Source organism: Pleurocapsa sp. PCC 7327, assembly GCF_000317025.1.
In the GTDB taxonomy this organism is placed as follows: Bacteria; Cyanobacteriota; Cyanobacteriia; order Cyanobacteriales; family Microcystaceae; genus Hydrococcus.
Genome location: NC_019689.1, coordinates 418,262 through 442,500 on the forward strand (window position 1 = coordinate 418,262; position 24,239 = coordinate 442,500).

Annotated in this window: 23 protein-coding genes and 2 rRNA genes (1 of these 25 cut by a window edge); 12 read left to right on the forward strand and 13 right to left on the reverse strand. The window is 48.3% G+C overall.

The genetic code is table 11. The annotated features are described in order from the left end of the window. Nucleotides 1–221 precede the first annotated feature (221 nt). Together mraY and PLE7327_RS01795 are read right to left on the reverse strand one after the other, a co-directional pair. Nucleotides 222–1,319 (reverse strand): phospho-N-acetylmuramoyl-pentapeptide-transferase, encoded by a 1,098-nt coding sequence (gene mraY / locus PLE7327_RS01790; RefSeq protein ID WP_015142147.1) that lies wholly within the window; start codon nucleotides 1,317–1,319, stop codon nucleotides 222–224. Between the two features lie 91 nt (nucleotides 1,320–1,410). Continuing rightward, the gene (locus PLE7327_RS01795; RefSeq protein ID WP_015142148.1) at nucleotides 1,411–1,656 is read right to left on the reverse strand and encodes a DUF3134 domain-containing protein; all 246 of its coding nucleotides are present in this window, start codon (nucleotides 1,654–1,656) and stop codon (nucleotides 1,411–1,413) included. A gap of 174 nt (nucleotides 1,657–1,830) precedes the next feature. Between PLE7327_RS01795 and PLE7327_RS01800 the strand changes: the two genes are divergently transcribed. Beyond that, the gene (locus PLE7327_RS01800) at nucleotides 1,831–2,421 is read left to right on the forward strand and encodes a PAP/fibrillin family protein (RefSeq protein WP_015142149.1); all 591 of its coding nucleotides are present in this window, start codon (nucleotides 1,831–1,833) and stop codon (nucleotides 2,419–2,421) included. Nucleotides 2,422–2,456: 35 nt separating this feature from the next. Here PLE7327_RS01800 and PLE7327_RS01805 read toward each other — a convergent pair whose 3' ends face one another. From PLE7327_RS01805 to PLE7327_RS01825, 5 genes are all read right to left on the reverse strand, one after another. Beyond that, complete coding sequence (locus tag PLE7327_RS01805; protein WP_015142150.1) at nucleotides 2,457–3,443, reverse strand: M48 family metalloprotease; 987 nt, start codon at nucleotides 3,441–3,443, stop codon at nucleotides 2,457–2,459. Between the two features lie 120 nt (nucleotides 3,444–3,563). After that, on the reverse strand, nucleotides 3,564–5,534 hold the full coding sequence (gene ftsH, locus PLE7327_RS01810; protein ID WP_015142151.1) for an ATP-dependent zinc metalloprotease FtsH: 1,971 nt from the start codon (nucleotides 5,532–5,534) through the stop codon (nucleotides 3,564–3,566). A gap of 75 nt (nucleotides 5,535–5,609) precedes the next feature. Beyond that, a complete protein-coding gene (locus PLE7327_RS01815; protein WP_015142152.1) occupies nucleotides 5,610–6,299 on the reverse strand; it encodes a dienelactone hydrolase family protein in 690 nt (229 codons plus the stop codon). Between the two features lie 68 nt (nucleotides 6,300–6,367). Further along, a complete protein-coding gene (locus PLE7327_RS01820; RefSeq protein WP_015142153.1) occupies nucleotides 6,368–7,030 on the reverse strand; it encodes a phosphoribosyltransferase in 663 nt (220 codons plus the stop codon). Between the two features lie 48 nt (nucleotides 7,031–7,078). Continuing rightward, complete coding sequence (locus tag PLE7327_RS01825) at nucleotides 7,079–7,402, reverse strand: hypothetical protein (protein ID WP_015142154.1); 324 nt, start codon at nucleotides 7,400–7,402, stop codon at nucleotides 7,079–7,081. Nucleotides 7,403–7,711: 309 nt separating this feature from the next. On the opposite strand from PLE7327_RS01825, the gene PLE7327_RS01830 reads away from it, so the two are divergent. From PLE7327_RS01830 to PLE7327_RS01850, 5 genes are all read left to right on the forward strand, one after another. Then, nucleotides 7,712–8,143: an archease gene (locus PLE7327_RS01830; RefSeq protein ID WP_015142155.1), complete on the forward strand. Its 432-nt coding sequence runs from the start codon at nucleotides 7,712–7,714 to the stop codon at nucleotides 8,141–8,143. A gap of 161 nt (nucleotides 8,144–8,304) precedes the next feature. Next, nucleotides 8,305–9,756 carry an RtcB family protein gene (locus PLE7327_RS01835; RefSeq protein WP_015142156.1) on the forward strand — a complete coding sequence of 484 codons (1,452 nt, stop codon included), beginning with the start codon at nucleotides 8,305–8,307 and terminating at the stop codon, nucleotides 9,754–9,756. 231 nt (nucleotides 9,757–9,987) lie between these two features. Next, nucleotides 9,988–10,518: a hypothetical protein gene (locus tag PLE7327_RS01840; RefSeq protein ID WP_254658073.1), complete on the forward strand. Its 531-nt coding sequence runs from the start codon at nucleotides 9,988–9,990 to the stop codon at nucleotides 10,516–10,518. Between the two features lie 171 nt (nucleotides 10,519–10,689). Then, a complete protein-coding gene (alr, locus tag PLE7327_RS01845; protein ID WP_015142158.1) occupies nucleotides 10,690–11,907 on the forward strand; it encodes an alanine racemase in 1,218 nt (405 codons plus the stop codon). Between the two features lie 49 nt (nucleotides 11,908–11,956). Next, entirely contained in the window at nucleotides 11,957–12,799 is an 843-nt protein-coding gene (locus PLE7327_RS01850) for a DUF1838 domain-containing protein (protein ID WP_015142159.1), read from the forward strand. A gap of 11 nt (nucleotides 12,800–12,810) precedes the next feature. Here the strand turns inward: PLE7327_RS01850 and PLE7327_RS01855 are convergent, their stop codons facing one another. Together PLE7327_RS01855 and PLE7327_RS26085 are read right to left on the reverse strand one after the other, a co-directional pair. Then, complete coding sequence (locus PLE7327_RS01855) at nucleotides 12,811–15,525, reverse strand: UPF0182 family protein (protein WP_015142160.1); 2,715 nt, start codon at nucleotides 15,523–15,525, stop codon at nucleotides 12,811–12,813. A gap of 41 nt (nucleotides 15,526–15,566) precedes the next feature. Beyond that, nucleotides 15,567–15,701 carry a hypothetical protein gene (locus tag PLE7327_RS26085; RefSeq protein ID WP_015142161.1) on the reverse strand — a complete coding sequence of 45 codons (135 nt, stop codon included), beginning with the start codon at nucleotides 15,699–15,701 and terminating at the stop codon, nucleotides 15,567–15,569. A gap of 149 nt (nucleotides 15,702–15,850) precedes the next feature. Here PLE7327_RS26085 and PLE7327_RS24665 point away from each other — a divergent pair, with 149 nt between their 5' ends. The 3 genes from PLE7327_RS24665 to PLE7327_RS01865 all read left to right on the forward strand — a co-directional run bounded on the left by PLE7327_RS24665 (nucleotide 15,851) and on the right by PLE7327_RS01865 (nucleotide 17,056). After that, nucleotides 15,851–15,997, forward strand: a complete 147-nt coding sequence (locus PLE7327_RS24665) for a hypothetical protein (RefSeq protein WP_015142162.1) — start codon at nucleotides 15,851–15,853, stop codon at nucleotides 15,995–15,997. Between the two features lie 65 nt (nucleotides 15,998–16,062). Continuing rightward, nucleotides 16,063–16,761 (forward strand): DUF6629 family protein, encoded by a 699-nt coding sequence (locus tag PLE7327_RS01860; protein ID WP_015142163.1) that lies wholly within the window; start codon nucleotides 16,063–16,065, stop codon nucleotides 16,759–16,761. 52 nt (nucleotides 16,762–16,813) lie between these two features. After that, nucleotides 16,814–17,056, forward strand: a complete 243-nt coding sequence (locus PLE7327_RS01865) for a hypothetical protein (protein WP_015142164.1) — start codon at nucleotides 16,814–16,816, stop codon at nucleotides 17,054–17,056. Between the two features lie 37 nt (nucleotides 17,057–17,093). On the opposite strand, the gene PLE7327_RS01870 is transcribed toward PLE7327_RS01865, so the two are convergent. The 4 genes from PLE7327_RS01870 to PLE7327_RS01885 all read right to left on the reverse strand — a co-directional run bounded on the left by PLE7327_RS01870 (nucleotide 17,094) and on the right by PLE7327_RS01885 (nucleotide 19,914). Beyond that, entirely contained in the window at nucleotides 17,094–17,762 is a 669-nt protein-coding gene (locus tag PLE7327_RS01870; RefSeq protein ID WP_015142165.1) for a MarC family NAAT transporter, read from the reverse strand. Nucleotides 17,763–17,814: 52 nt separating this feature from the next. Further along, on the reverse strand, nucleotides 17,815–18,486 hold the full coding sequence (locus PLE7327_RS01875; RefSeq protein ID WP_015142166.1) for a phosphoribosyltransferase: 672 nt from the start codon (nucleotides 18,484–18,486) through the stop codon (nucleotides 17,815–17,817). A gap of 5 nt (nucleotides 18,487–18,491) precedes the next feature. Beyond that, nucleotides 18,492–19,253 (reverse strand): PRC-barrel domain-containing protein, encoded by a 762-nt coding sequence (locus tag PLE7327_RS01880; protein ID WP_015142167.1) that lies wholly within the window; start codon nucleotides 19,251–19,253, stop codon nucleotides 18,492–18,494. A gap of 94 nt (nucleotides 19,254–19,347) precedes the next feature. Beyond that, nucleotides 19,348–19,914: an HPF/RaiA family ribosome-associated protein gene (locus PLE7327_RS01885; RefSeq protein ID WP_015142168.1), complete on the reverse strand. Its 567-nt coding sequence runs from the start codon at nucleotides 19,912–19,914 to the stop codon at nucleotides 19,348–19,350. Between the two features lie 402 nt (nucleotides 19,915–20,316). Here PLE7327_RS01885 and PLE7327_RS01890 point away from each other — a divergent pair, with 402 nt between their 5' ends. The 3 genes from PLE7327_RS01890 to PLE7327_RS01900 form a co-directional block, all read left to right on the forward strand. Then, on the forward strand, nucleotides 20,317–21,519 hold the full coding sequence (locus tag PLE7327_RS01890; RefSeq protein WP_015142169.1) for a methionine adenosyltransferase: 1,203 nt from the start codon (nucleotides 20,317–20,319) through the stop codon (nucleotides 21,517–21,519). Between the two features lie 239 nt (nucleotides 21,520–21,758). After that, nucleotides 21,759–23,248, forward strand: a 16S ribosomal RNA gene (locus PLE7327_RS01895). A 379-nt stretch (nucleotides 23,249–23,627) separates the two neighbouring features. Then, nucleotides 23,628–24,239 (forward strand): 23S ribosomal RNA (locus PLE7327_RS01900); it runs 2,270 nt beyond the window's last position. The 16S and 23S rRNA genes sit together here, the layout of an rRNA operon.

Consider the following 24,239-nt stretch of genomic DNA (forward strand, 5'->3'; position numbering starts at 1 on the left):
ATAGATTTTTCTACCTATGGTTTAATCCAAAACCGACAACACTTCGTTCGGATTCAAGGTTTTCTTAAAAGTCTTACTTGCTTGCTTCTGCGACATCCGTCCAAACTCCCGACAGTGCAAGAAGATTTTCTCGTCCTCAACAGCAACTACAGTACCAGAGAAAAAGATAAGAAGAGGAGAGTCCCTAAAGGTCGAATCCTCATTTTCTGTAGTATTTAAAATTACGACAAAATAACAGCTAAGAGGGCTAACCCGGCATTAATTAGATAAAAAGCTCCCACAATCTGAGTTTCCGACCAGCCGCTCAGTTCTAAATGATGGTGAATCGGTGCCATTTTTAATAACCGTTTGCCTTTGCCATCGGGTCCTTTGGTAGCCTTGTAATAGCTCACCTGAGCAATGACGGAGAGGGATTCGACGAAGAAAATCCCACTGACAACAAATAGCCCCCACAATTTGCCGCCGAGAATGCCTACAGCAGCGAGAGCAGCACCGAGAGCGAGGGAACCCGTATCTCCCATAAAAACAGTAGCGGGATTGCGGTTGTGGACGACAAACCCCAAACAGCCTCCGCTCATGCAGGCGCAGAAAATCGTTAATTCCGGCGAAGTTGGTGCAACTAAAGCCGCCAGTCCCAAAAACGCGATCGCGACCGTTCCAGCAGCCAGTCCATCGACTCCATCGGTGAGATTGGTAGCATTACTTTCAGCAACCAGGACAAATCCGGCTAAAGCCCAAAAGAGGACTCCCAATGGCAACACGAGATTTCCAGGGAGAGTAATGTCAGTAATACTCTCTGGTTGACTCCAGAGCGTCCACAGACAAAAAAGAACCGCTACGAGAATTTGTAGCGCTAGCTTCATGCGCGGGGAAATCCCTTTATTAGACTTTTGGCGAAGGATTTGCCAATCGTCAAACCAACCAATACCCAGATAAGCGAGGGTGAGTGCAGAAGTGGCGATCGCATTGGGTGCAAATCCCGACCAAACCATAGCAACGATAACGGCTACTGGCACAAAAAACACGCCTCCCATAGTTGGCGTTCCTGATTTTTTGAGGTGAGTTGGCGGACCGTCTTCTTGGATGACTTGACCCGTTTTGAGCCTTCGCAGTACGGGGACAACGCCATAGCCGAGTCCGGCACTGATGAGAGCGCTGATGCCCATGGGAATGAGGATCTCAAAGCTGGCTTCGGGAAACCGATCTGCCATGCAAGCAAAAAGGATCGCAAGCAGGATCGAGAGAAGGATCAGGAGAATTAACAAGCTTGTTCCTGAAGGCTTTTTTAGGCTTGTCGATAAAGATAATTTTGCGTCCACAACTGACTCACACAACAATTAATAGAGTAAGAGTTGTCATTCGTCCTTTGTCCTTTGCGCTTTCCTAATGACTAATGACAAATAACGAAATTTAGTCTTCATCGATGTCAAGTTCGATCTCGTCGTCATCGTCGTCGTAAATACTGTCATCGACATCGATGAAATCTTCAATTCCGATCTCGTCTTCTGCCGGAGACACTTCTGTCTCTTCAACGGTTTCGCGCTCGATCAAGCGGCCCGTGGCTTTTAGCCAATCGATCAAAGAAGAGTCTTTCTTAAGAGGAATGACGGATGCGGGTTCGTAACGAGGTTCTTGGCGCAATGAAGGATTGTGCATGATTAACCGAGATATTTGAGTCTAGACATTTAGAGTTTAGCAGTCAAGACCTCCTCTTCGATAGACGAAAAAAAAGCCAAGAAGTTCGCCAACCGAGAACTTTAAAAAACTTATCGAACGGGAGCTAGGTTTAAGGTTATTAAAGACGTAGGTAGTAGCGATAGGGAAAAACCGATGAACGAGAAGGCTAAATTACTAGAAGCGATCGCTGGGAAAAATCGCGGTTTGCTAGCTACTGAAAGGGACAAAGTCAAAGTTCTCTCAGCTATAGAGCAACTCGAAGATCGCAATCCCACTCCCAAACCAGTCGAGGCAAAAAATTTACTCGAAGGAGACTGGCGCTTGCTCTATACTACCAGTCCCGGAATTCTGGGACTCAATCGAATTCCCGTCTTTCAACTCGGTCAAGTTTATCAATGCATTCGCACCATCGAAGCCAAACTCTATAATATTGCCGAGATTATTGGCTTGCCTTTTCTGGAAGGGATCATCAGCGTCGCCGCTCGCTTTGAACCCGTTAGCGATCGCCGAGTTAATGTTAAATTCGAGCGATCGATTCTTGGTTTGCAACGCTTAATCGGGTATGTTTCTCCCGATCGCCTGATTCAGGAAATCGAGTCAGGCAAAAAGTTTTTCCCTCTCGACTTCAGTATCGAAAGTCGCGAGCAGCAAGGTTGGCTGGAAATTACCTATTTGGATGAAGATTTGCGCGTCGGACGCGGCAATGAGGGAAACGTTTTCGTTCTAGCTAAGGAAAAAGGGTAGCCAGAGTTCAGAATTATCCGAACTTACACTGGCTGCTATTGTCCGAAACGGCGATCGATATCGTCTGCCGTCGAACCGCCACCGCGACGGTTGATTCGCAAAGACATTCTATCGCTAGACAAACTGTAGCTTAAGGGAGTTCCTGTAAGCCTTATCTTTCCTTCTTCTGCTAGCGTTTGAGCGGGATATTGCGTCATTAACGCTTTAAGCTGCTCGACGCGCTTGGGAACGGATGGGTGCGACGTATCAAATTCTGCTCCTGGCGTTCGTCCCAAAACCTCCATAACGCGCAAGCAGCCTTCTGGCTCGAAACCCGCTCTTGCCATGTAGGTGTAGCCTACCTCGTCGGCTTCAGATTCTTGTCTGCGGAAGGTTTCTGCCAATTCTTGTTCTTTTTGCTTGACAATTTCCCGTACCCGCTCCTCGGCATCGGCAACGCGCTGGAGACTCGCTCCTTCTAGAGCCGCTTGACCGACGTTACTCGCTGCACCGACTGCACCGCCTAAGATACCGCCAACCGTGCCGAGAATGGCTCCGCCAACGGCATTTCCTTCAACATCATCCCGAGCATCCTCTGCTTCTGCCATCACTTCTGCTTCTGCCTCTTTTCGGATTCTATCTTTTTCGGCTTCACCTATGGCAATATGGCGCTTGACATGGTGTCCCATTTCGTGGGCGATTACGCAGGCAAGGGCTGAGGAATCTCCGGCTAGCTGATCCATGATGCCGCTGTAGATAGCGATGAGGTTAACGTCTGTTGCGAAGGCATTGGTTTGATATTCGGGGACAACGACTACGCGCCAAGGAGAGGTATCCTGTCCGTTAGCTCTAGCAATTCTCTCGGTTATGCGATAAACGACATACCATTCTTCTGGTAACTCGGCTTTGGCTTTTTTATAGACAGCTTCTGCATTTTGGGTTTGAGTTGGCTGAGTGGGTCTAGCCTGGGCTGGCAGCGACGTTTGCAGCAAGAGGCTGCTAAGGGCAGTAAAAATAGCGAATTTCGCAGGAGTTCTGAGCATATTAAATCCTGACTTGAATTTAGGCTAAACGTGGATACTCAATAATTTAGCGCGAACTACCGCGATCGCATAACATACTTATCCAAAACTTAAGGTGGTTGACTTTCTCCCTCGCTTACTTCACTTTTCACTGGTTGCCGAACCAATCCGCTGTCCTCCATTAAAGGTTAAGGTTGATGGAAACGGAATTGCCTCGGAAAGTTGACCCGTCAGCAGCCATTCATCCATCTCTGGCGTTTTTTGGACGCGCTTGAGTCGCTCTTTCAATTCTTCTCCCTCTAGAATTTCTTTTTCTAGCAAGGCTTGCGCCGTCTCTTCTAACAAGTCCCGATTCTTATCTAAAATAGCTAAGGCAATGCGATGCGCTCCCTCGACGATTTCTTTAACTTCGCGATCGATTTCTTCGGCAATTTTGGGACTGACGGCACGACGAGGGTTAGTTAATCCTTCGAGGAATTGTTGTTGTGCTTTCTCGAAAGCAATGGGACCCAATTTATCGCTCATGCCGTAGAGCGTCACAAACCGTTCGGCGAGATCGGTGGCTTTTTGAATATCGTCGCTCGCGCCAGTCGATACTCTGCCAAAGACTAATTCTTCGGCAGACCGTCCGCCTAAAAGGGTAACAATGCGACCGCGAATTTCATCTTCGAGCATCAGGAAGCGGTCTTCTTCTGGCAATTGCAACGTATAGCCCAACGCTCCGATGCCGCGAGGCACTATTGAGATTTTTTCCACTGCCCCCGCGCCGGGCATATTCGCCCCGATGATGGCGTGACCGACTTCGTGATAGGCAACGGTTTTTTTCTCAATTTCATTGAGAACGCGAGATTTTTTCTCCAATCCCGTTAATACTCGCTCGATCGCTTCGTTAAAATCTTCCATCGTCACTGCATTGCGATTTTTGCGAGCAGCGAGCAAGGCGGCTTCGTTGACCAAGTTCGCCAAATCTGCTCCGGCAAATCCCGGCGTTCGCGCTGCCAGTTTATCTAACTCTACGTCTGGAGCAAGCGTCACATTTTTGGCATGAACCCTCAGAATGGCTTCTCGTCCGATTTTATCGGGTCTGTCTACGAGGATCTGGCGATCGAAGCGTCCGGGACGCAATAGTGCAGGATCTAACACCTCCGGGCGGTTGGTTGCGGCGAGGAGAATGACTCCCGTATTCGTATCGAAGCCATCCATCTCGGCGAGTAATTGGTTGAGGGTTTGTTCGCGTTCGTCATTGCCGCCCAAAATTCCACCCGCATTTGCCCTCGATTTGCCGAGCGCATCTAATTCGTCGATAAACACGATGCAGGGCGCTTGTCTTTTCGCCTGCTCGAATAAATCTCGCACTCGCGATGCGCCGATGCCGACGAATAACTCGATAAATTCCGAGCCGGAGATACTGAAGAAAGGCACTCCTGCTTCGCCAGCAATCGCTTTTGCCAATAGAGTCTTACCCGTTCCCGGCGGTCCGATCAAGAGAACGCCTTTAGGAATTTTTGCTCCTAAACGGGTATATTTACCAGCATTTGCCAGAAAATCGACGATTTCTTGCAATTCTGCCTTAGCTTCGTCAACTCCCGCTACGTCATCGAAAGATACGCCAGTATTGCCTTCTGAATAGATGCGGGCTTTACTCTTGCCTACCGTCAGAGCAGCCGCTCCATTGGCTTGAGAGCGAGCCATCAGCCATCCCCAAAGTCCGACAAAGATCAGGGGTGGAACAACCCAACTCAGCAGCGTTCCAATCCAGCCAGCATTGCTAGGAGGCAGTGCGGAAAATTCGACATCATGCTGACGCAGCAGTTTGGGCAAGTCGGAATCGCCCGCAACCGGAATAGTTACTAACTCCTGCGATTTTTGGGATTGAGCGTTTGCGCCTTCGGGTTTAAGAACGTATATGATTCGATCGGAACCAATTTTGGCGCTGGCAACTTTACCGGCTTCTACTTGGTCGATAAATTGACTGTAGGATGCGGTTGACTCCTGCGTCCCTCGCAGGACAAATAAATTGATGAAGACCAGCCACATCAGCAGGATAATTAGGCTGCGACCCAATCCGCTCGGTTCTGGGGTTTTTTGTTTGCTATCGCGATCGATGGGCATAATTTCAGTAATCAGTAATCAGTTAATCAGTGGTACAGACGCGCCCTTATTCAGAAGGCGGATATTGTCTGTACATCAGTTGTTGGGGAACCGATCGCTGCTGAGGTAGCGATCGAACCATTGACTGGCTAGTCGGGCTACCTCTTCTAAGGTGCCTGGTTCTTCAAAGAGGTGGGTGGCGCCAGGAATAATTTCCAGTTTTTTTTCTGTCTGGAGATGCTTCATCGCTTCTCGGTTCATGTCGATGACTAAGAGATCTTTTCCACCAACGATGAGTAAGGTTGGGGCTTTGACGCGCGCTAGCGCCACACCTGCCAAGTCCGGTCGTCCGCCGCGAGAAACGATCGCGCTCGTTAGTTCGGGACGTTCTGCGGCTGCAACTAGAGCTGCACCAGCTCCCGTACTAGCGCCAAAATAACCGATTTTTAGATGTTGAGCGATCGGATTTTGAAGGAGCCATTCCGCCGCTCCAATAACTCTTTTGGCAAGCAAGTCGATGTCAAAGCGGATTTGTCGGGTTTGTCGGTCGATCGCTTCTTCTGTTTGCGTCAGCAGGTCGATCAACAGCGTTGCCAGTCCCGCTTGACGCAGCACTCGCGCCACATATTGATTGCGCGGGCTGTGTCGGCTGCTGCCGCTGCCATGAGCGAACAATACGATTCCTTTGGCGTTTTTGGGGATGCCCAGCGTCCCTTTGAGAAAGACTCCGCCCGCCGTGACGGAAACTGCGCATTCTCGGCAGTCTATCGTGGATTTTTCGTTCATTTTTAACCTTGTGTTTTTATCGTTGGTTGTTGATAAGCTCTTGGCGATCGCTGAGTAACTGGTCGCGGTTATTTCATTGCCATGAGTTCGCATTCTGCTCTCTCTAGTAAATCGCGTACTTCTTCGTCGGTGGTTTGGGAAAAATCCTCGTACCAGAGGCTAATAGAATGGAGGGGTTCTGGTTTTCTGAGGCAAATTAGTTTGTCTACTTCGGTTCTTAACTCTTGACAAACCGATGGGGCAGCAACGGGAACGGCGACGACGATTTCTTTGGGTTGCTGCTGTCGCAAGGCGGCGATCGCCGCTCGCATGGTTGCTCCCGTAGCAATGCCATCATCGACGAGGATAACGGTGCGATCGCGAATTTCCGGATAGGGGCGATTGCCTCGATAAGCGCGATCGCGTCGTGCTAGTTCCTTTTTTTCCTGCTCGGCAACTTGCTCGATGGTTTCGGGCGAAATGTGCAGCCAGTTGACGACATCGCGGTTGACGATCGTTACGTCATTGCTTGCGATCGCTCCCATTGCCAGCTCTTTGTGTCCCGGCACGCCTAATTTGCGTACCAAGCACACGTCTAACGGAAGCTGCAATTTTCTAGCAATTTCGAAGGCAACAGGAACCCCACCGCGAGGTAATGCCAAGACGATTCCATACGGGCAATTGGCATAACCTGTTAGCCTGGATGCAAGCAGTTGACCCGCTTCAATTCTATTGTGTAATAGTGTAGTCATGATTTTTCCCTTGTCCGAATTCTCGATTTAAAATTCGGAATTTATACTTCAGTACGCCATCGTTTCTATCCAATAAAGTAGTCCTAAGGCTTCCCTTACGTTTTCTGCAAGTTTTTTCGCCTGCTCTTTCCCCAGCTTCAGCCAATCTTGCAATAGGAGTTCGATCGAGTTGATTTTAGGACTCGGTAGTTGTAAAGCTGTTGGATTTCCTCCCGCACTAATTAAGGGGTGCAACTCTATAGCAGGTTGCCACGCTTGAGCCGATTCGTTTTCCAACTCAGGGTTTGGTAATTCCCAAGGATCGGGAATGAGTTGTAAATTGTTTTTTGATGTCGAGCGACTGATTGGCTCTCTCGATCTTTCTTTTAACATAGCTACTGCCTCCTTATTTTTTGCTTGTAGCGCTTATAAAAGTTCGGCAACTGTAGCGATGAAGCCCCACTCTTTATCTAATACTAGATTAACAATTTTTTTAAACTCTCTATGTTAAAAAATACGATCGAGACTTCTGGCGAGCAAACTCAATTAAATTTCCTAATTTTAGTTTTAGGGTTTCTTTTTTTTCTCGTTCTTTCTCCATTCGTTAATTTCAAACAACTTTTAAAATATCCAACATGTAATTTGATTGGCTAAGATGAATAAAGACTCCAAACTATTTAAAACTAACCAAAATTTTATAAAATGAAAGATAAAAGCGACTTAGCCGCAACGGAAGGGTTTGAAGAGATCGAACATACGGCTGATTGGGCATATCGAGTTTGGGGAAAAAGCTTAGAAGCCTTATTTATCCAAGCAGCCAAAGGACTCTATCACTTAGCAGGCACTCGACTGAGCGATCGCCCAGAGACGATCCGAGAAATTCGCTTGCAGGGAATCGACAGCGAAAGTTTACTCATTGCCTGGTTAAACGAACTACTTCACCTTCACGAAAGTGAAAATCTCGGCTGCGATCGCATAGAAATCCTACAGCTCGACGAGCACAATTTGCAGGCAACCGTCACTGGTTTGCCCGTCCAACAATGGCTCAAAGATATCAAAGCAGCCACTTACCACAACCTAGCAATTCGTTCTACAGAAACGGGTTTTGAGGCGACGATAGTCTTAGACGTATAATACAAGTTGTAGTATATTGAGTATAGGGCGAGCAATACTCTCCTTCTCCTGGAGTTGTCACTCGCACAAAACATGCATCTTAAGCATTACCCCTCAAAACTTTTAGCGTTAATTACTTGTATTCGCTGATAGAAAAAACCAAATTAATACGAGGATTTATGATGATTACCAAACAGGATTTTCGTCGAATTAACGATTACATTTGGGAAATTCCTACCTCCTTTCATCCGCAAATGAAAGTTCCCGTTTGGGTGTTCGCCGATGAGGAACTTCTAGAGGATGCCTTAGGGGATTTATCCATTACCCAAGCAGTCAATGTTGCCTGCTTGCCCGGTTTAGTCGGTCATGTCGCCATTATGCCCGACGTGCACCAGGGCTATGGCATGCCGATTGGCGGCGTGATGGCCTCTCTTGTACCCGGAGGCATTATTTCTCCTGGGGCAGTTGGATACGATATCAACTGCGGCGTTCGCGTTTTAGCCTCGCCCATCGACTATCAAAGCGCCAAACCCTATTTGAGCGACTTAGCAAGCACTCTCTACCGCAACTGCCCCAGTGGAGTTGGCGAAAAGGGAAGCATCCCTCTTACGACAGAAGAATTAGACAACGTATGTCGAAAGGGCGCTCGCTGGGCGCTAGAGCATGGCTATGCCCTTGAAGAAGACTTACCGCGCACCGAGGAATTTGGCTGCTTAGAAGGAGCCGATCCCAGCAAGGCGAGCAAACGCGCTAAAGAACGCGGTAGAGGTCAATTAGGTACGCTGGGAGCGGGTAATCACTTTCTAGAAGTCGATGTCATCGAGGAAATCTACGATCGCGAAGCGGCTGAAATCATGGGATTGCACAAAGGATGTCTCGCCTTGCAAATTCACTGCGGTTCTCGCGGTTTCGGACACCAAATTTGTACCGATTACGTCCAAGATTTTCAATGGGCAGTCATCAACTACGGCATCCAACTACCCGATCGCGAATTGGTCTGCGCGCCCATCGATTCAACCGAAGGACAAGCCTATCTAGCGGCAATGAAAGCGGCTGCCAACTATGCGTTTGCCAACCGTCAAACGTTGGCATATCACGCTCGGCGCAGTTTCAAAGAGATATTCGGTTCGCAAGCCGGAGAAAATCCCCTGCGCCAAGTCTACGATATCGCCCATAATATGGCGAAGATAGAAAAACACCGCATTGAAGGGAAAGATATGACCGTCTGCGTCCACCGCAAGGGTGCAACGCGGGCGTTTGGTCCTGGATTTGCAGGACTGCCAAGCGAGTATCGCCCTATCGGTCAACCCGTTCTCGTACCCGGTTCGATGGGAACGGAGAGTTGGATTTTGTTGGGAACGAACACCAATGAAGAATTGTCTTTCGGTTCTACCTGTCACGGTGCAGGACGGGTGATGAGCCGCCATAAAGCAAAAAGGGAAATTCGGGGCGATCTCTTACGGCAAGAGTTAGAAAATGAAGGAATCAGCGTTCGCGCGGGTTCGATGCCGGGACTTGCCGAAGAAGCGCCCAAGGCATACAAAGATGTCAGCCGCGTTGTGGAAGCGGTTAGCAAAGCTGGCATCGCTCATAAAGTAGCTCGTCTGCATCCCATTGCCGTAGTAAAAGGATAATTGAGACAAGCGCGCGCTTCAATAGGGAATGGTGGGTCAATGACGCACCATCCCCTATTTTTTTATAAATAGGCTCCGTATAAGTCTATAGATAGAGTTTTATAAAGCTAAAATTCTATCAAAAGAATAGGGTTCAACTTAGCTATTTACCTCTTGAAATAGATCGAGAATTAGTTAGATTTTTGCTAGGCTAATAAGAGACAAATTCTCTTAGTAGTAAAGTCATAGTTATTGACTATAAATAACTTTAAAAACCTAACTAAATTTAATTGTGAATTAGGAGAAAAAATGCAATTTTCACATTTAATCAAGAATTGGCTAAGTGCAGGGATAATCGCAGTTACGAGCCTGTCATTGAATCCAAATTTATCTGCTAAGGCTGCTAATTGTAAGGCTTTACCAGTCGTTGGCGGGGAAGGAACAAGCGTTCAAAAAACCGTTAGTCCTCCAGGTGCTTCTGTAATATATAGAAATAACTGGAATACCGATTTTGCTGTAGAACCGACGGCTTTTTATAACCGTTATGTTGCAACAATAAGAGCCAAAGATCCGGGCGAATATACAATTAGAATGAATCTCAAATACAGTGACGATACATCTGGCGAGGTTTATAATCAAACAGTTTCTCTTAAAAAGGGAGAATCAATAAGTATTACAGGAAATCCTCGCAGAGGAGTTATTCCGTATCAAGTTAATCTCTATGTTGGCGAGCTTAATGCAGTTGGCAAAACTTACAGAGCTTCGGTGGTAGGATGCCGCTAAAGTCTTCCTTAAATCCGCTTAACCGTTTCCGAGTTTTTTACGGCAAATGATAAAGAATAATTTTAGGAGCTTGACTTTTGAGGAACTTTTGTTAATTTGAGCATATCTTGGACTTAGAGGAACTCAAATCTATCGAGCTTCGCTGAGTGTGCGTGTGAGGAGTATTCTACCGTGCTGGGTTCGGAAACGCTGCGTTCTATTCCTGAAAGTCGCTACAGTTATCAATTGTCTGAAATTATTCGCCATCGAGCTTGGGTAGAAATCGATCGCGCTGCTTTGGCACATAATGTCAGGCAGATTAAACAAGTTTTGTCGCCGCAAACCCAATTGATGGCAGTAGTCAAAGCGGATGCCTACGGTCATGGAGCGGTAAGAGTTGCCCAGACAGCATTGCAGGCGGGCGCGAGTTGGCTGGCAACTGCGACGTTGGGCGAAGGAATCGAACTGCGGGAAGCGGGAATTGTTGCCCCGATTTTGCTTTTAGGCGCTATCAATACCCCAGAAGAAGTCGCTGCGATCGCCAACTGGAAATTACAACCGACTCTCTGCAATCCCTGGCAAGCCTTAATCTTTTCGGAAACGATGGTAGAATTAAGTAAAGTCATCCCCGTGCATTTGAAGTTAGATACGGGAATGTCTCGTTTGGGAATGCGCTGGGAACAAGCGTTGGAGTTCGTGCAATTAGTCCAGCAGTTGCCCGGTTTGAAAATAGCCAGTATTTATTCTCACTTTGCCACGGCTGACGATCCCGATCCCACTACCATGCAGCTACAGCACCAACGGTTTCAAGAAGCGATCGGACAACTCAAAGCAGCCGGAATCGTACCGCCGCGCCTGCACCTGTCTAATTCTGCCGCTACTCTGAGCGATCGCAACCTACACTACGATCTAGTGCGAGTTGGTTTGGCACTCTATGGACTTTATCCTGCCCCTCATTTGCGATCGCGAGTCGATCTTCAACCCGTTTTGCAAGTTAAAGCGAGAATTACCCAAGTGAAAACCATTCCCCCGGGAACGGGAGTGAGTTACGGACATCAATTTATTAGCGATCGCGAAATGCGTATAGCCGTCGTGGGAATCGGTTATGCCGATGGCGTGCCTCGCAATCTGTCTAACCGCATGCAGGTGTTAATTCGAGGGCAACGAGTCCCACAAATTGGCGCGATTACGATGGATCAATTAATGCTAGACGTAAGCAGCATTCCTGACTTACAAGTGGGAGAGGTTGTGACTTTAATTGGTAAAGATGGCGATCGAGAAATATCTGCCGATGATTGGGCAGATATTTTAGGAACGATTTCTTGGGAAATTCTCTGCGGTTTTAAGCATCGACTGCCGCGAGTTAGCAGCGATCGACGTCAGGAACAGTTAATCCAAACTATTCTGTAGATGCTTCCTTGGCTTGCTTATAAATTTTGATTTAAGGAGGCTGAAGATTATGACTTCAGTTAGAGAATTTGATGCTAAAACATTTGTTAAAGTCCGTGCTTCTCTTGAGCCTAGCGAACAATCATGGCTGACTTGGAGTGGTTCACTCTATGCTTTTGTTCCCGGACAGAAACGGAAACGCCTCTTTAATATAGTTGGCATGAGCGTGAGTCGCTGCATTCCTTCCAAAGATGGAGGCTGGGAGTTTACATCCAGGGAACTAACCTACTACCTCGATCCGAGTACGAATGGAGTTTTGCAACAATGGGAAAATCCCTGGACGGGAGAAGCTGTTCCGGTCATGCATGTTGCCAACAACCCAGTACAAAGTTATTTCGAGGGACAATTTCCAGCTTATGTAGATCGCGACTTCGCTACCTTTGTCTTTGACATTTTTCCCACCTACCCAAATCCCCTAGCTGAAGACGAAAGGTTTGTCGGTTACAGTCCCAACCCAACCTATCAAGCTGTCGAATTATTTAAGCTGACCGTACCTCTGGCAGACTTATTAAATCCCGCCATTAACTCAGTTTCTCAGTTGTATCTCAGTTGGGACAGAATCGGTCCTTGGTTGCCTTGGATGAAAATGGGCGATCGCCCCGGTCATCTTATTTATAGCGCTTGGGGCAGCAAAGTGAGTGACTTCACTCAATTGCCACAACTCCTTCAGGATGAAATTAACACCAGAGTTCCCCTTTATCGCAATGCACCCCAATCTCTCTTAGACCGGGAAGATATGACCTCTTGGCGCTATTTCCAACAACACTTTGACGCTTATCTGACCGGGGAAATCTTTCCGCTTCCGGCACTAGAGAGTCACGAATCCGGGAGCGATCCTAAATCCGATTCATAGAAGCAGTTTATTTATTTTGATAACTGCTCTAAAATTTCTTGCAACTGTTCTTGATAGCGTCCGTACTCAGCCCAGTTTCCCCGCTTCAATGCCTCTTGTGCGTTTTGATAAGTCTCTAGGGCAGATTGGGCTAATCTGGAACTTCCCTCATTTCGGAGGGCAGGCAATCCCGTCTCGGATTCGACCCTGCCGAAAATTGCCGCCAAGGATTTTGAAAGAGAATCTTCCATCACGACCGCTTGGTCATAAACAACGATCGCGCGTTTGAGTTGAGGCAATTCGCCTTGTTCTGCCCGCAAATAAACGGGTTCGACGTAGAGCAAAGATTGCTCGATAGGGATTACTAACAAATCGCCGCGTATGACCCTAGATCCTGCCTGATTCCAAAGACTAAACTGCTGGGAAATCTGCGGTTCTTGGTCGATGCGGGCTTCAATTTGTCGGGGGCCATAAACTAATTTTTGTTTGGGAAACTCGTACAGCAGCAGTTTGCCGTAGTCTTTGCCGTTGGAACGCGCTGCCATCCAAGCGATCGCGTTGTCTTTGTTGGCAGGAGTGAAGGGCAAAATGAGCAGGAATTCAGCTTCTTCCCGTCCCGGCAGGCGCACGAGAACGTAATAAGGTTCCATGCGAACTGGATTGCCCTCATAGATTTGCATGGGAAAATTCCAAAGGTCTTCGCGATTGTAAAATACCTCTGGATCGGTCATATGATAGGCTAGATATACCTGTGCCTGGATGACGAACAGGTCTTGTGGATAGCGAAAATGGGCTTTAACTGCTTCGGGAATCGCCGTACTCGCTTCAAACAAGTTGGGAAAGATTTTGCGGTAGGTTGCGAGTAAGGGATCGGTTTCATCGACGGCAAAAAATCTCACAGTGCCGTCATAGGCATCCACTAGGATTTTAACCGAATTGCGGATGTAGTTGACGCGATCGCGCAGGATCTCCGTCAGTTTTCCCCCGTCGCCTTGACTGGGGTTAACGGGTTTGGAATAGGGATAGCGATCGCTAACCGTATAAGCATCCAAAATCCACTGCAATCTACCGTCGATAACCACTAAATAGGGATCGCTGTCATAGCGCAAAAACGGCGCGATGTGGCTGATTCGTTCCTGAATTTGTCGGTAGTAGTGGATGCGACTTTGGTTGGTAAAGTAGTTAGAAATCAAAATTTGCAGGCTGCCCAGGTCGTAGGCATAAGCTAACCTGTGCCACAATGAGGGAATGGCTACGCCGCCTTGCCCCCGATAGCGAGTCAAGGCATTGCCATCGCCTTGGGGATAATCAAACTCATCGGTTGTCGTCCCTGTAAAGATATAATTATCTGTCTGTTCGCCATAATAAATCGCAGGTTGGCTTACTTGTAGATCGATTTGAGAGACGGGCGGAATATCTTTGATATATAGTTCGGGCAAGCCATCGGCAGTCGCGCGATTGACCGGACTCATCACCAACCCGTAACCATGGGTGTATTTCAGCCGTTGGTTAACCCAGGTTCGGGCTTCCTGGGGGATCTGATTAAAGGCGAGTTCCCGCGCCGACAGCATGACCTGTTGGTAATTGTCATCGATACGATAGCGATCGACATCGACATCCCTAAATTCGTAATAAAGCCGAATCTCCTGAAGCTGGCGGTAGGTACTGAGTAGGGGACGATAGTCCCACAGGCGAATGTTGCGGATGGTAGTTTGATGATTTTGTAATACTTGGCGGTTCAGTCTCGCCTCGGCAGCATAACTTTCTCGCTGCACGTCGTCAAGGCGATAAGCCGCTTGGGTAAATTTGATATTATTTGCGATGTAAGGCTTTTCTTTGACGAGTTCGTTGGGGTTGACGATTGATTGCTGGACAAACCAAGGAAAGATAACCCCAAGTAGTACCCAGGCGATCGCGACAATTCCCAGTCCGCGCAAAGGAAGTAGAAAATTTCGCCGCCACATCGAAAGCAGGAAGGTTACGGCTATTCCCAGCGCCAGAAGCGCCATGACCTTGTAAGCAAACAACCGAACGTTAACATCGGTATAGCCAGCCCCAAAGACGACTCCATCGGCACTGTAGAGAAGGCGATAGCGTGCTAGCCAGAACATCCCAGCAAGCGGGAGCGCGATCGCGGCTAAAAGACAGCTTAAGTGAGTTTTGGCTTGTCCTGCTAGGCTAATGTTCCAACCTCGTCCCGGCGCGATTTTGCTGTTGAGAGCGTAGGTTAGTCCCGACAGGAGCAGTCCTGCCAGCAAAAGTCCTAAAAGCCAGTAGCAGATGCCTTCATAGAAAGGCAGTTTGAAGACGTAAAAGCTGATGTCCTGCCTGAAAATGGGATCGCGGTTGCCAAACTCGGTGGGATGCAGAAACTTGAGAACGGTTTCCCAGGCAGGGAGACTGGCAATAGCTACAACGAAAGCTGCTAGTGCGATCGCTACGAACGCGATAAAATTGGCGCTTGTCTCGGCAGAGGCTAACCAGTTATCTCCCTCAAAAAAGCGAAAGGCACGATGGCGCGTTCCGCGCATGGCAAGTCGATAGTTTCCCCATAAAAATAGGGCATAGACAGCAAAGGTGCCTACCCAGACGAAAATTTGCCAAGTTAATCTCGTCCAAAAAACTCCAAAAAAACCAACTCCCTCAAACCACCAGGCTTCTGTCAACAGATGAGTCAGGGTTTTAGAAAACAAAAGACCCACGATCGCAACTATGAGAATAGGTTTGAGAAGTTTCCTACCGTTCATTAATTGAATTGGTTAATTGTTGTTGACGCTTCCGTGTCCTGTCAACGATTTACTTTGGCGCGTCCGCTACGGATGCCCCGATCGCGATGTCTAAATTGCTCTCTCGATGGAGACAGGGGTTTAGGCAGTCGCGTTTTGAGAGATTTAGGATTATATTGCTGGCGATTCCGTTTCATAAAGCTGCCTCCTGACCTAGAGGCTACACTTTTATTGTCGCTTGTTTGGAAGGTAGATGATACTTCGTTTTAAAAAGTTTACCGATCTCAACATACAAGAGCTTGCCTGAAATATAGATATTAATCAAGCTCATAATTATCTATGAAGGATGCAAGATCTTTCGTCACGCCAGCGAGAACAGTTGCTTGAATTGGCAGTTGACTTTCAGCAAACGATCGCGGTTCGAGCGATCGTTCAGTCTAATCCCAATCATAAGCGACTAAAAACTCACAAATTCCTCAAAATCTTTAGATAAATTCTATTTTATAGAGAAAACAAAGGTCTAGATCGTAACGATTAAGCTCTGTTAGTAGCCAGAAAATGTGCTTTTCGGCATCAGTTAGTTTTATCCTGAGTGCTGTATTAATTCCAAGAGGAATTTATTGTATCAAAACAGCCATTGCCAAGAATATCGAGTACTTGCCAATGGCGTGTTCTCCATTGGCCTTTGGGATACAACAGGGATTGGAAGGAATTTTGTGGCTGGGAATCGGCGCGGGCAACCCCAATTTCGTCGCGATTGGTTCTTTAGGTTTTCTCTTCTTCTCTCATTGGTTTTGGCTTTTTTGGATTCCTTTTTTAGCCTTTGTTCTAGAACGCGATCGCGTCCTCAAAAATATTAGTTTGCTATTTGTCATTGTAGGGCTTCTCTATGGCGCATCGCTATATTTCCTACTGTTAATCCACGAGAACTGGTTATCTATTCAAACCATTCATCACTCGATTGATTATCAAACGAGATTAATCTTCGATCCTTTTGTGTCAAGGGAATTGGTTCGCCTACTTTACGCCTCCCTCATTTTGTTGCCTTTACTAATTTCTTCTCACCAAAGCGTTAAAGTTTTTGGGTTTCTGATTTTGCTTTCAGTAATTGTTGCTGTCCTAAGATTTTACTATGCCTTTATTTCAGTGTGGTGTTTTTTTGCTGCACTGTTGTCCCTCTATCTCGCCTACGTTATGTACCGAATAGACGCTATCGCCATGAGTAGTTGCTATAAAGCTAGTGAATTAAACCTGTAAGTCTTTCGCACTCATATCAGTGATTTTTTCCTCAAGATTCTCGGAGGCAGCTATGACTATTTATGTTACTCGTCAGGGAACTAAGTTTAACGCTGACTCAGCGACTGAGTTAGTAGAAAAACTTCAGCACCAAGAGTCAATTTCTTCAAACAGTCTCCAAGATTTTATGAACCAGATGGCAAAGCGTTGTCAAACTGAAGATGGTGTTGCCATCAGAACTCTAGATCCGGAAATCTTCATTGCCGATCTAATTCAAAACGATTATCTTTCTGTCATTGATGTTATTGACGGTTAAAAAACTGCTACCGTCTAAAAAATAGTAGTTCGCCGAACTACTGCAAGTCCTTCAACCAATCTGCCAACCCGTTGAGGATGAACTGAACGCCCACCGCCATGGTAATGAATCCCAGAATACGGCTAGATGCCATAATACCCGTTTCTCCGAAGAAATTCAGCAGCCAGCACGAAGCCCGCAGACAGAGACAGATTGCGACCCCTAGCAACGCAATCGCCAACAGCGTTGCCAAGAGATTGAGCAAGGTTGTTAAGGTCAAGGTTCGCCCCGCCTGGGCAGCAAGTCCGAGGATAGTAGCGATCGCTCCAGGACCCGCTAGCATCGGCATTGTCATGGGAGTGAAGGCAATATCCTCATACTGCTCGTTTTGATGCCGATGGATCGCTTTCTCATTTTCCCGTTTGCTGAGGCGAGACCTAGCACCCATCATCTGCCAAGCCGAATGAACTACCACCATTCCCCCAGCAATCCGAATTACCTCTAGGGAGATCCCAAAAAAGCGCAGAATCCCGCTCCCTACCAGGAGAAACAGCGCCAAGACCAAGACAGTGTACACAGCAATGCGATCGGCAGTCTGTTGACGGAGACGCGGGGGGTCTTTCGCCGTCAGCACTAGAAAAATCGGCACGCTACCGAGGGGATCGACGATCGGGAATAGAGACGCAAAACTCCCGATGGCGAATTCAACAAACTGCTGAAGGTTCATTTAGTTCATTTATAAGTCTTATCAATCGTCAAGAGAATTTATTCTCTGGCTACTAGAATGAAATAGCCTCGTGCTTGACCGCTGACAACCGCTCGTTTAGCAATTCGCGCACTTCTTCATCGGTCGTCTGAGCAAAGTTCTCGTACCAAAGACCGATCGCGTAGAACGGTTCTGGTGTCATGAGACACACTACCTCCTCTACTTCAGCACTTAAAGTTTTGCAGGTGTCTGGCGGTGCCACTGGAACGGCAACGACAATTGACTTGGGCTGTTGTTCTCTCAGTACAGCAACCGCCGCCCGCATGGTAGAGCCAGTTGCTAGACCATCATCGACTAGAATGACGGTGCGATCGCGCGCGTCGGCTGGGGGGCGATCGCCTCGATAAGCGCGATCGCGTCGCTGCAATTCCCGTAGTTCTTTTTGAGCTACCTTGTCAATCGTCTTCCCGGAAATGTTTAACCAACTCACGACATCGTAATTGAGTACCCGAACGCCACCCGATGCGATTGCTCCCATTGCCAGTTCTTTATGTCCCGGTACGCCAAGCTTACGCACCAAGCAGATATCCAATGGGGCATTCAATGCTTTTGCCACCTCATAAGCAACGGGAACTCCTCCACGGGGAAGTCCTAACACTAGCACATCTTTGCGATTGGCGTAGGCAGTTAGTTTTTTTGCCAGTAGCTGTCCGGCTTCCGTTCGATTGCGAAATCTTGTCGTCATAACGCTTACCTTTTGCCAGCGATCTGTTTCCAAGCAGAATCGAGAGCAGATTTTGCCCGACTGCTCGCGCGACTGATGCTTTGTTGCAAATGTTGCCATTGTTCTTGCAAAAAGTCCGTGGCTTCTTGCAAGGCATGGCGATCGTGTTCGTCAGAGTTGGCAAGTTCGTCACTCACTGTCTCGATCTTGACGCGCACAACTTCGGGTTTGTCGTGGGGAGAAATGAGATCGTGAAGGCGATCGCTAATTATTTTAACGAGGTGTCTTACCCGATCGGATTTCTCGCTCAAGAAACCTTTTAGCCCTTCTGCTTCGCTCTTGAGTCGATCTTTGGCTCCTTCTCGGATAACAATTCTTTCGCTAACAATCTCTAGTACATCTTCGGGATAGAGGACTGCCCTTCCCCCGAAAGATTCGGCGATATCTCCAGCCAGAATATAAGCCACGATCTCGCCAGTATGCCAATCGAAGAGGAAATCTTCTATCCAGCCTAACGGTTCGTCTAGGGTCGATCGCATCACTAGCCGATGTAGGCGACGGAGATTCATTGGCGCGGCGCGGTCGTAAATACGCCCATAGATCGATATGGCAGTGGTTCCCACTCCAGAAACCTGCTCTAATGACAGATATCCTTCCGCGCTTGACAAATAGGCAATTCGTCCGAACTCGTCGAGCCAAACTTCTTCTACTTCGCCCAAACGCGAGGCAGTAGAGCTATCTACCGCTATCAGACCGATAATTTGACTGTAACGCACAACGCTAAACATCAGCTTTATTCCTCTCTTAGTCTACTTTTAGCTGCGATCGCAGTCGGGCAATTATCAATTCACAATTCGCAATTGACAATTCGCAATTACTGGTTCAACCTAGCAGATGGTGCTTGCCAATTAGTCTGACGGTAATGGTTTGGAGACCTTTGTTGCCTTCCTCTTTGGTGAAGCGAACCTCGTCTCCCACCTGTAACTGGCTGAAAGCACCATTGAGGACGCTGTTCTGGTGAAAATAAACTTCGCGACCATCGGATGTCTCAATGAAGCCATAGCCCTCGTCTGGAAACAATGTAGCAATCCAGCCATGGGGCGGAACTTCGTGAGTCTTGGTTTTATGCCGCTGAAGGCGATCATAGTCTTGCAGTTTGCGCTTGGCTGCATCGAAGGCATCCCGAATTACTACAGAGATATTTTCGTGAGTTTGATGCTCAGGTGGATCGCGTTTCACAACCAATTCCCCATTGGGCGCGGTCAGGTCGATTCGCACGCGATCGAGTCTGTCCTTGTAGTGATGTCGATGCGGAGACTCCGCGACGACCGGACAGCTCATGATTCGGTCATAGAAACACTCTAGTTTAGCAGCATCCTTGCGAATTTTCGCCTCAATTGCTTCAAATGGCGGGATGTGGCGAAAAGTGATTGACGCTGGCAATTGCATAATCTTTCCTTCAAAATCACAGTGCGATCGCGCTCAAAAACTCTTTCAACCTTTGCACAATAATGGAATTAATTCCTAATTGATTCCTAGGAATCAAGTCAGGAGCTAGGAGAGGAAATTTTTTTAATCTATATTATTCGAACTTTAAAATCCAAATGTGAGGAATTTGTGAGGAATATGGTGGGAAAAAATCTGCCAAGTCCCAGCGATTGAGGTTTGATGGCGAAAAGCTGCCCCACTTTTGTTGTATTTTTATAAAATTGTGATTTTTCTTGAAGTTGACAGTTTTTTCCTATCAGTCTCTGTTTGCGAGTCTACTCTAGATTTACTAGGAATTTTTCGGAAAGTAGCGAAACTCTAAAAAATCTCTTCTATAGCCACCCCGATCGCTGGAAATAAATTATGAAGCCGATCGTTCGCCCTTTGACTGCGATGCCCATTGAATTACAGCCAGTAGAAATTGTCGAGCGCAAGGGATTGGGACACCCAGATACGATTTGCGATGCGCTAGCCGAGCAGGTCAGTATTGCCTTGTGCAAATTCTATTACGAACGCTTTGGCTGCCTTTTGCATCACAACGTAGATAAGGCTCTCCTCTGGGGCGGGAGCGCTCGCCCAGCTTTTGGCGGCGGACGGGTGCTAGCACCAAGCGAAATCTTTCTAGCTGGAAGGGCAACCCAAGAATTCAAGGGAGTTAAGGTTCCTGTAGAAGAGTTGGCGATCGCAAGCTGTCGGGATTGGCTGCGCCAAAACTTCCACGCCCTCGATCCCGAACGACACGTTAAGATTCACTGTCTCGTCCGCCCTGGTTCCATGGATCTCGCTGAGTTGTACGATCGCGCTTCGGCAACGGGAAACTGGCTAGCAAACGATACATCCTGCGGGGTTGGCTATGCACCGCTAAGTCCTCTCGAACAAGTTGTCTATCGAATCGAAAAATCTCTCAACGCTCCAAAATTTAAGCGCTCTTGTCCAGAAATCGGCGAAGACATTAAGGTGATGGGGATCAGACAGGGAAAAGAAATCCAACTGACCGTTGCTTGTGCTTTTGTCGATCGCTATGTTCGCGACCTCGACGACTACTGCTACAAAAAAGCCCGTCTCCAGGAAATCGTTCGAGATCTCGCCCGACGAGTGACTGACCTACCCGTCACTGTCGAGATTAATACAGGGGATGATGTGAAGCGCTTAAGCGCTTACTTGACGGTAACCGGAACTTCGGCTGAAGCGGGAGATGACGGTCAGGTCGGTCGGGGCAACCGGACTAACGGATTGATTACGCCGTGTCGTCCCATGACTCTGGAGGCGGCAGCCGGAAAGAATCCAGTTACCCACGTAGGTAAGCTTTACAATGTGGTTGCCAGTCAAATCGCCGCCGTTATTGTCGAGGAAATTCCCGATATAACAACTGCCTACTGCTACCTCGTCAGCCAGATTGGCAAACCGATTAGTAAGCCGCAACTCATTGACGTGCAGATCCAAACCCGACAAGGTATGCTAGTTGAGGGGGTTCGCGCTCGCGTCGAGGAGATCGTCCGCGAGCGCTTGTTGCAGATAAGTACCCTTTGGCAAGCGTTGATTCGGGGAGAGATCCCTGTTTATTAAATTGTAAATTTCACATTCCCCTTCTTAGTACAATTGTCCTCTTTACTGCGCTAAAATATTAGTAAGAGAGTGTCGAGGGAGTACCAAGACACGCCGAACCTAGACAAATTAATAGTTTAAAAGCCAATCGAACATCCAATCCTCGTTAAAAGCATTGATTCTTTGGGAACCTCCCAAGATATCGAAACAATTTAAGGATTCCGGAACAGTTAGTTCTCGGAGCCAAAAACTCTAATCGTAACATGGAGAGTTTGATCCTGGCTCAGGATGAACGCTGGCGGCGTGCCTAACACATGCAAGTCGAACGGGGTGGAAACACCTAGTGGCGGACGGGTGAGTAACGCGTGAGAATCTGCCTTCAGGACGGGGACAACAGCGGGAAACTGCTGCTAATACCCGATGTGCCGCAAGGTGAAAGAAATTCGCCTGAAGAAGAGCTCGCGTCAGATTAGCTAGTTGGTAGGGTAAAAGCCTACCAAGGCGACGATCTGTAGCTGGTCTGAGAGGATGAGCAGCCACACTGGGACTGAGACACGGCCCAGACTCCTACGGGAGGCAGCAGTGGGGAATTTTCCGCAATGGGCGAAAGCCTGACGGAGCAACGCCGCGTGAGGGAGGAAGGCCTTTGGGTTGTAAACCTCTTTTGCTCGGGAAGAAGAAAGTGACGGTACCGAGCGAATCAGCCTCGGCTAACTCCGTGCCAGCAGCCGCGGTAAGACGGAGGAGGCAAGCGTTATCCGGAATCATTGGGCGTAAAGAGTCCGTAGGTGGCAACGCAAGTCGGCGGTCAAAGACCGGAGCTTAACTCCGGAGCGGCCGTGGAAACTGCGCAGCTAGAGTCCGGTAGGGGTAGCGGGAATTCCCAGTGTAGCGGTGAAATGCGTAGAGATTGGGAAGAACATCGGTGGCGAAAGCGCGCTACTGGGCCGGAACTGACACTGAGGGACGAAAGCTAGGGGAGCGAAAGGGATTAGATACCCCTGTAGTCCTAGCTGTAAACGATGGAAACTAGGCGTGGCTTGTATCGACCCGAGCCGTGCCGAAGCTAACGCGTTAAGTTTCCCGCCTGGGGAGTACGCACGCAAGTGTGAAACTCAAAGGAATTGACGGGGGCCCGCACAAGCGGTGGAGTATGTGGTTTAATTCGATGCAACGCGAAGAACCTTACCAGGGCTTGACATGTCCGGAACCCTGCCGAAAGGCGGGGGTGCCTTCGGGAGCCGGAACACAGGTGCTGCATGGCTGTCGTCAGCTCGTGTCGTGAGATGTTGGGTTAAGTCCCGCAACGAGCGCAACCCTCGTTCTTAGTTGCCAGCAGGTGAAGCTGGGCACTCTAGGGAGACTGCCGGTGACAAACCGGAGGAAGGTGAGGATGACGTCAAGTCAGCATGGCCCTTACGTCCTGGGCGACACACGTACTACAATGGTAGGGACAAAGGGCAGCGACCCCGCGAGGGCGAGCGAATCTCAGCAAACCCTACCTCAGTTCAGATTGCAGGCTGCAACTCGCCTGCATGAAGGAGGAATCGCTAGTAATCGCCGGTCAGCATACGGCGGTGAATCCGTTCCCGGGCCTTGTACACACCGCCCGTCACACCATGGGAGCTGGCCACGCCCGAAGTCGTTACTCCAACCGATGAGGAGGAGGATGCCGAAGGCAGGGCTAGTGACTGGGGTGAAGTCGTAACAAGGTAGCCGTACCGGAAGGTGTGGCTGGATCACCTCCTTTTTAGGGAGATCCTTTTCAGTGACTAGTTAAATTCAGTGACTAGTTAAAAGAAACTCGTAGCACTGATAACTGATAATTGTTCGCTGAAAACATTCCCAGGTCGAGCGAGAGTGGATGCAAGGCTTTTAAACTAGGTTTGGTTCGAGTCTCCTTCGGTGGCGGAATCTGACCTGACAGGGTTTGCATCTGTCCACTGATTTTGTGAGATCGCTGAACCTTGAAAACTGCATAGTAACTTGTCAGGTAGAAACTGGTTAGTTATTAGTAGTGAATCAAACAACTAACAACTAACAATTGATATCACATGATATCACAGACACCAATGTAAAAATTGCGATCGCTGTTCCTCGACGCTCAGGTCGTCGAGGAACAGCGACCAGGTCAAGCTAGAAAGAGCTAACGGTGGATACCTAGGCACGCAGAGGCGAAGAAGGACGTAGCGACCGACGAAACGCTCCGGGGAGCTGGAAGCAAGCATCGAGCCGGAGGTCTCCGAATGAGGCAACTCTAGATACGGTTGGTTGAATCCATAGACCAACACGAGCGAACCTGGCCAATTGAAACATCTTAGTAGCCAGCGGAAAAGAAAGCAAAAGCGATTCCCTCAGTAGCGGCGAGCGAAAGGGGAGCAGCCCAAACCAGCTACTGCGGTAGCTGGGGTAGTGGGACAGCCATCAGTGACTGAGAAGATTAGACGAAGTAGCTGAATCCTACACCAGAGAAGGTGAAAGTCCTGTAGTCGAAAATTGAGTGCAGTCCGGCTGAATCCCGAGTAGCAAGGGGCACGTGAAATCCCTTGCGAATCAGCGAGGACCACCTCGTAAGGCTAAATACTCCTGCGTGACCGATAGCGAAACAGTACCGCGAGGGAAAGGTGAAAAGAACCCCGGCGAGGGGAGTGAAACAGAACATGAAACCGTTAGCTTACAAGCAGTGGGAGGACGATTCAACGTCTGACCGCGTGCCTGTTGAAGAATGAGCCGGCGACTTG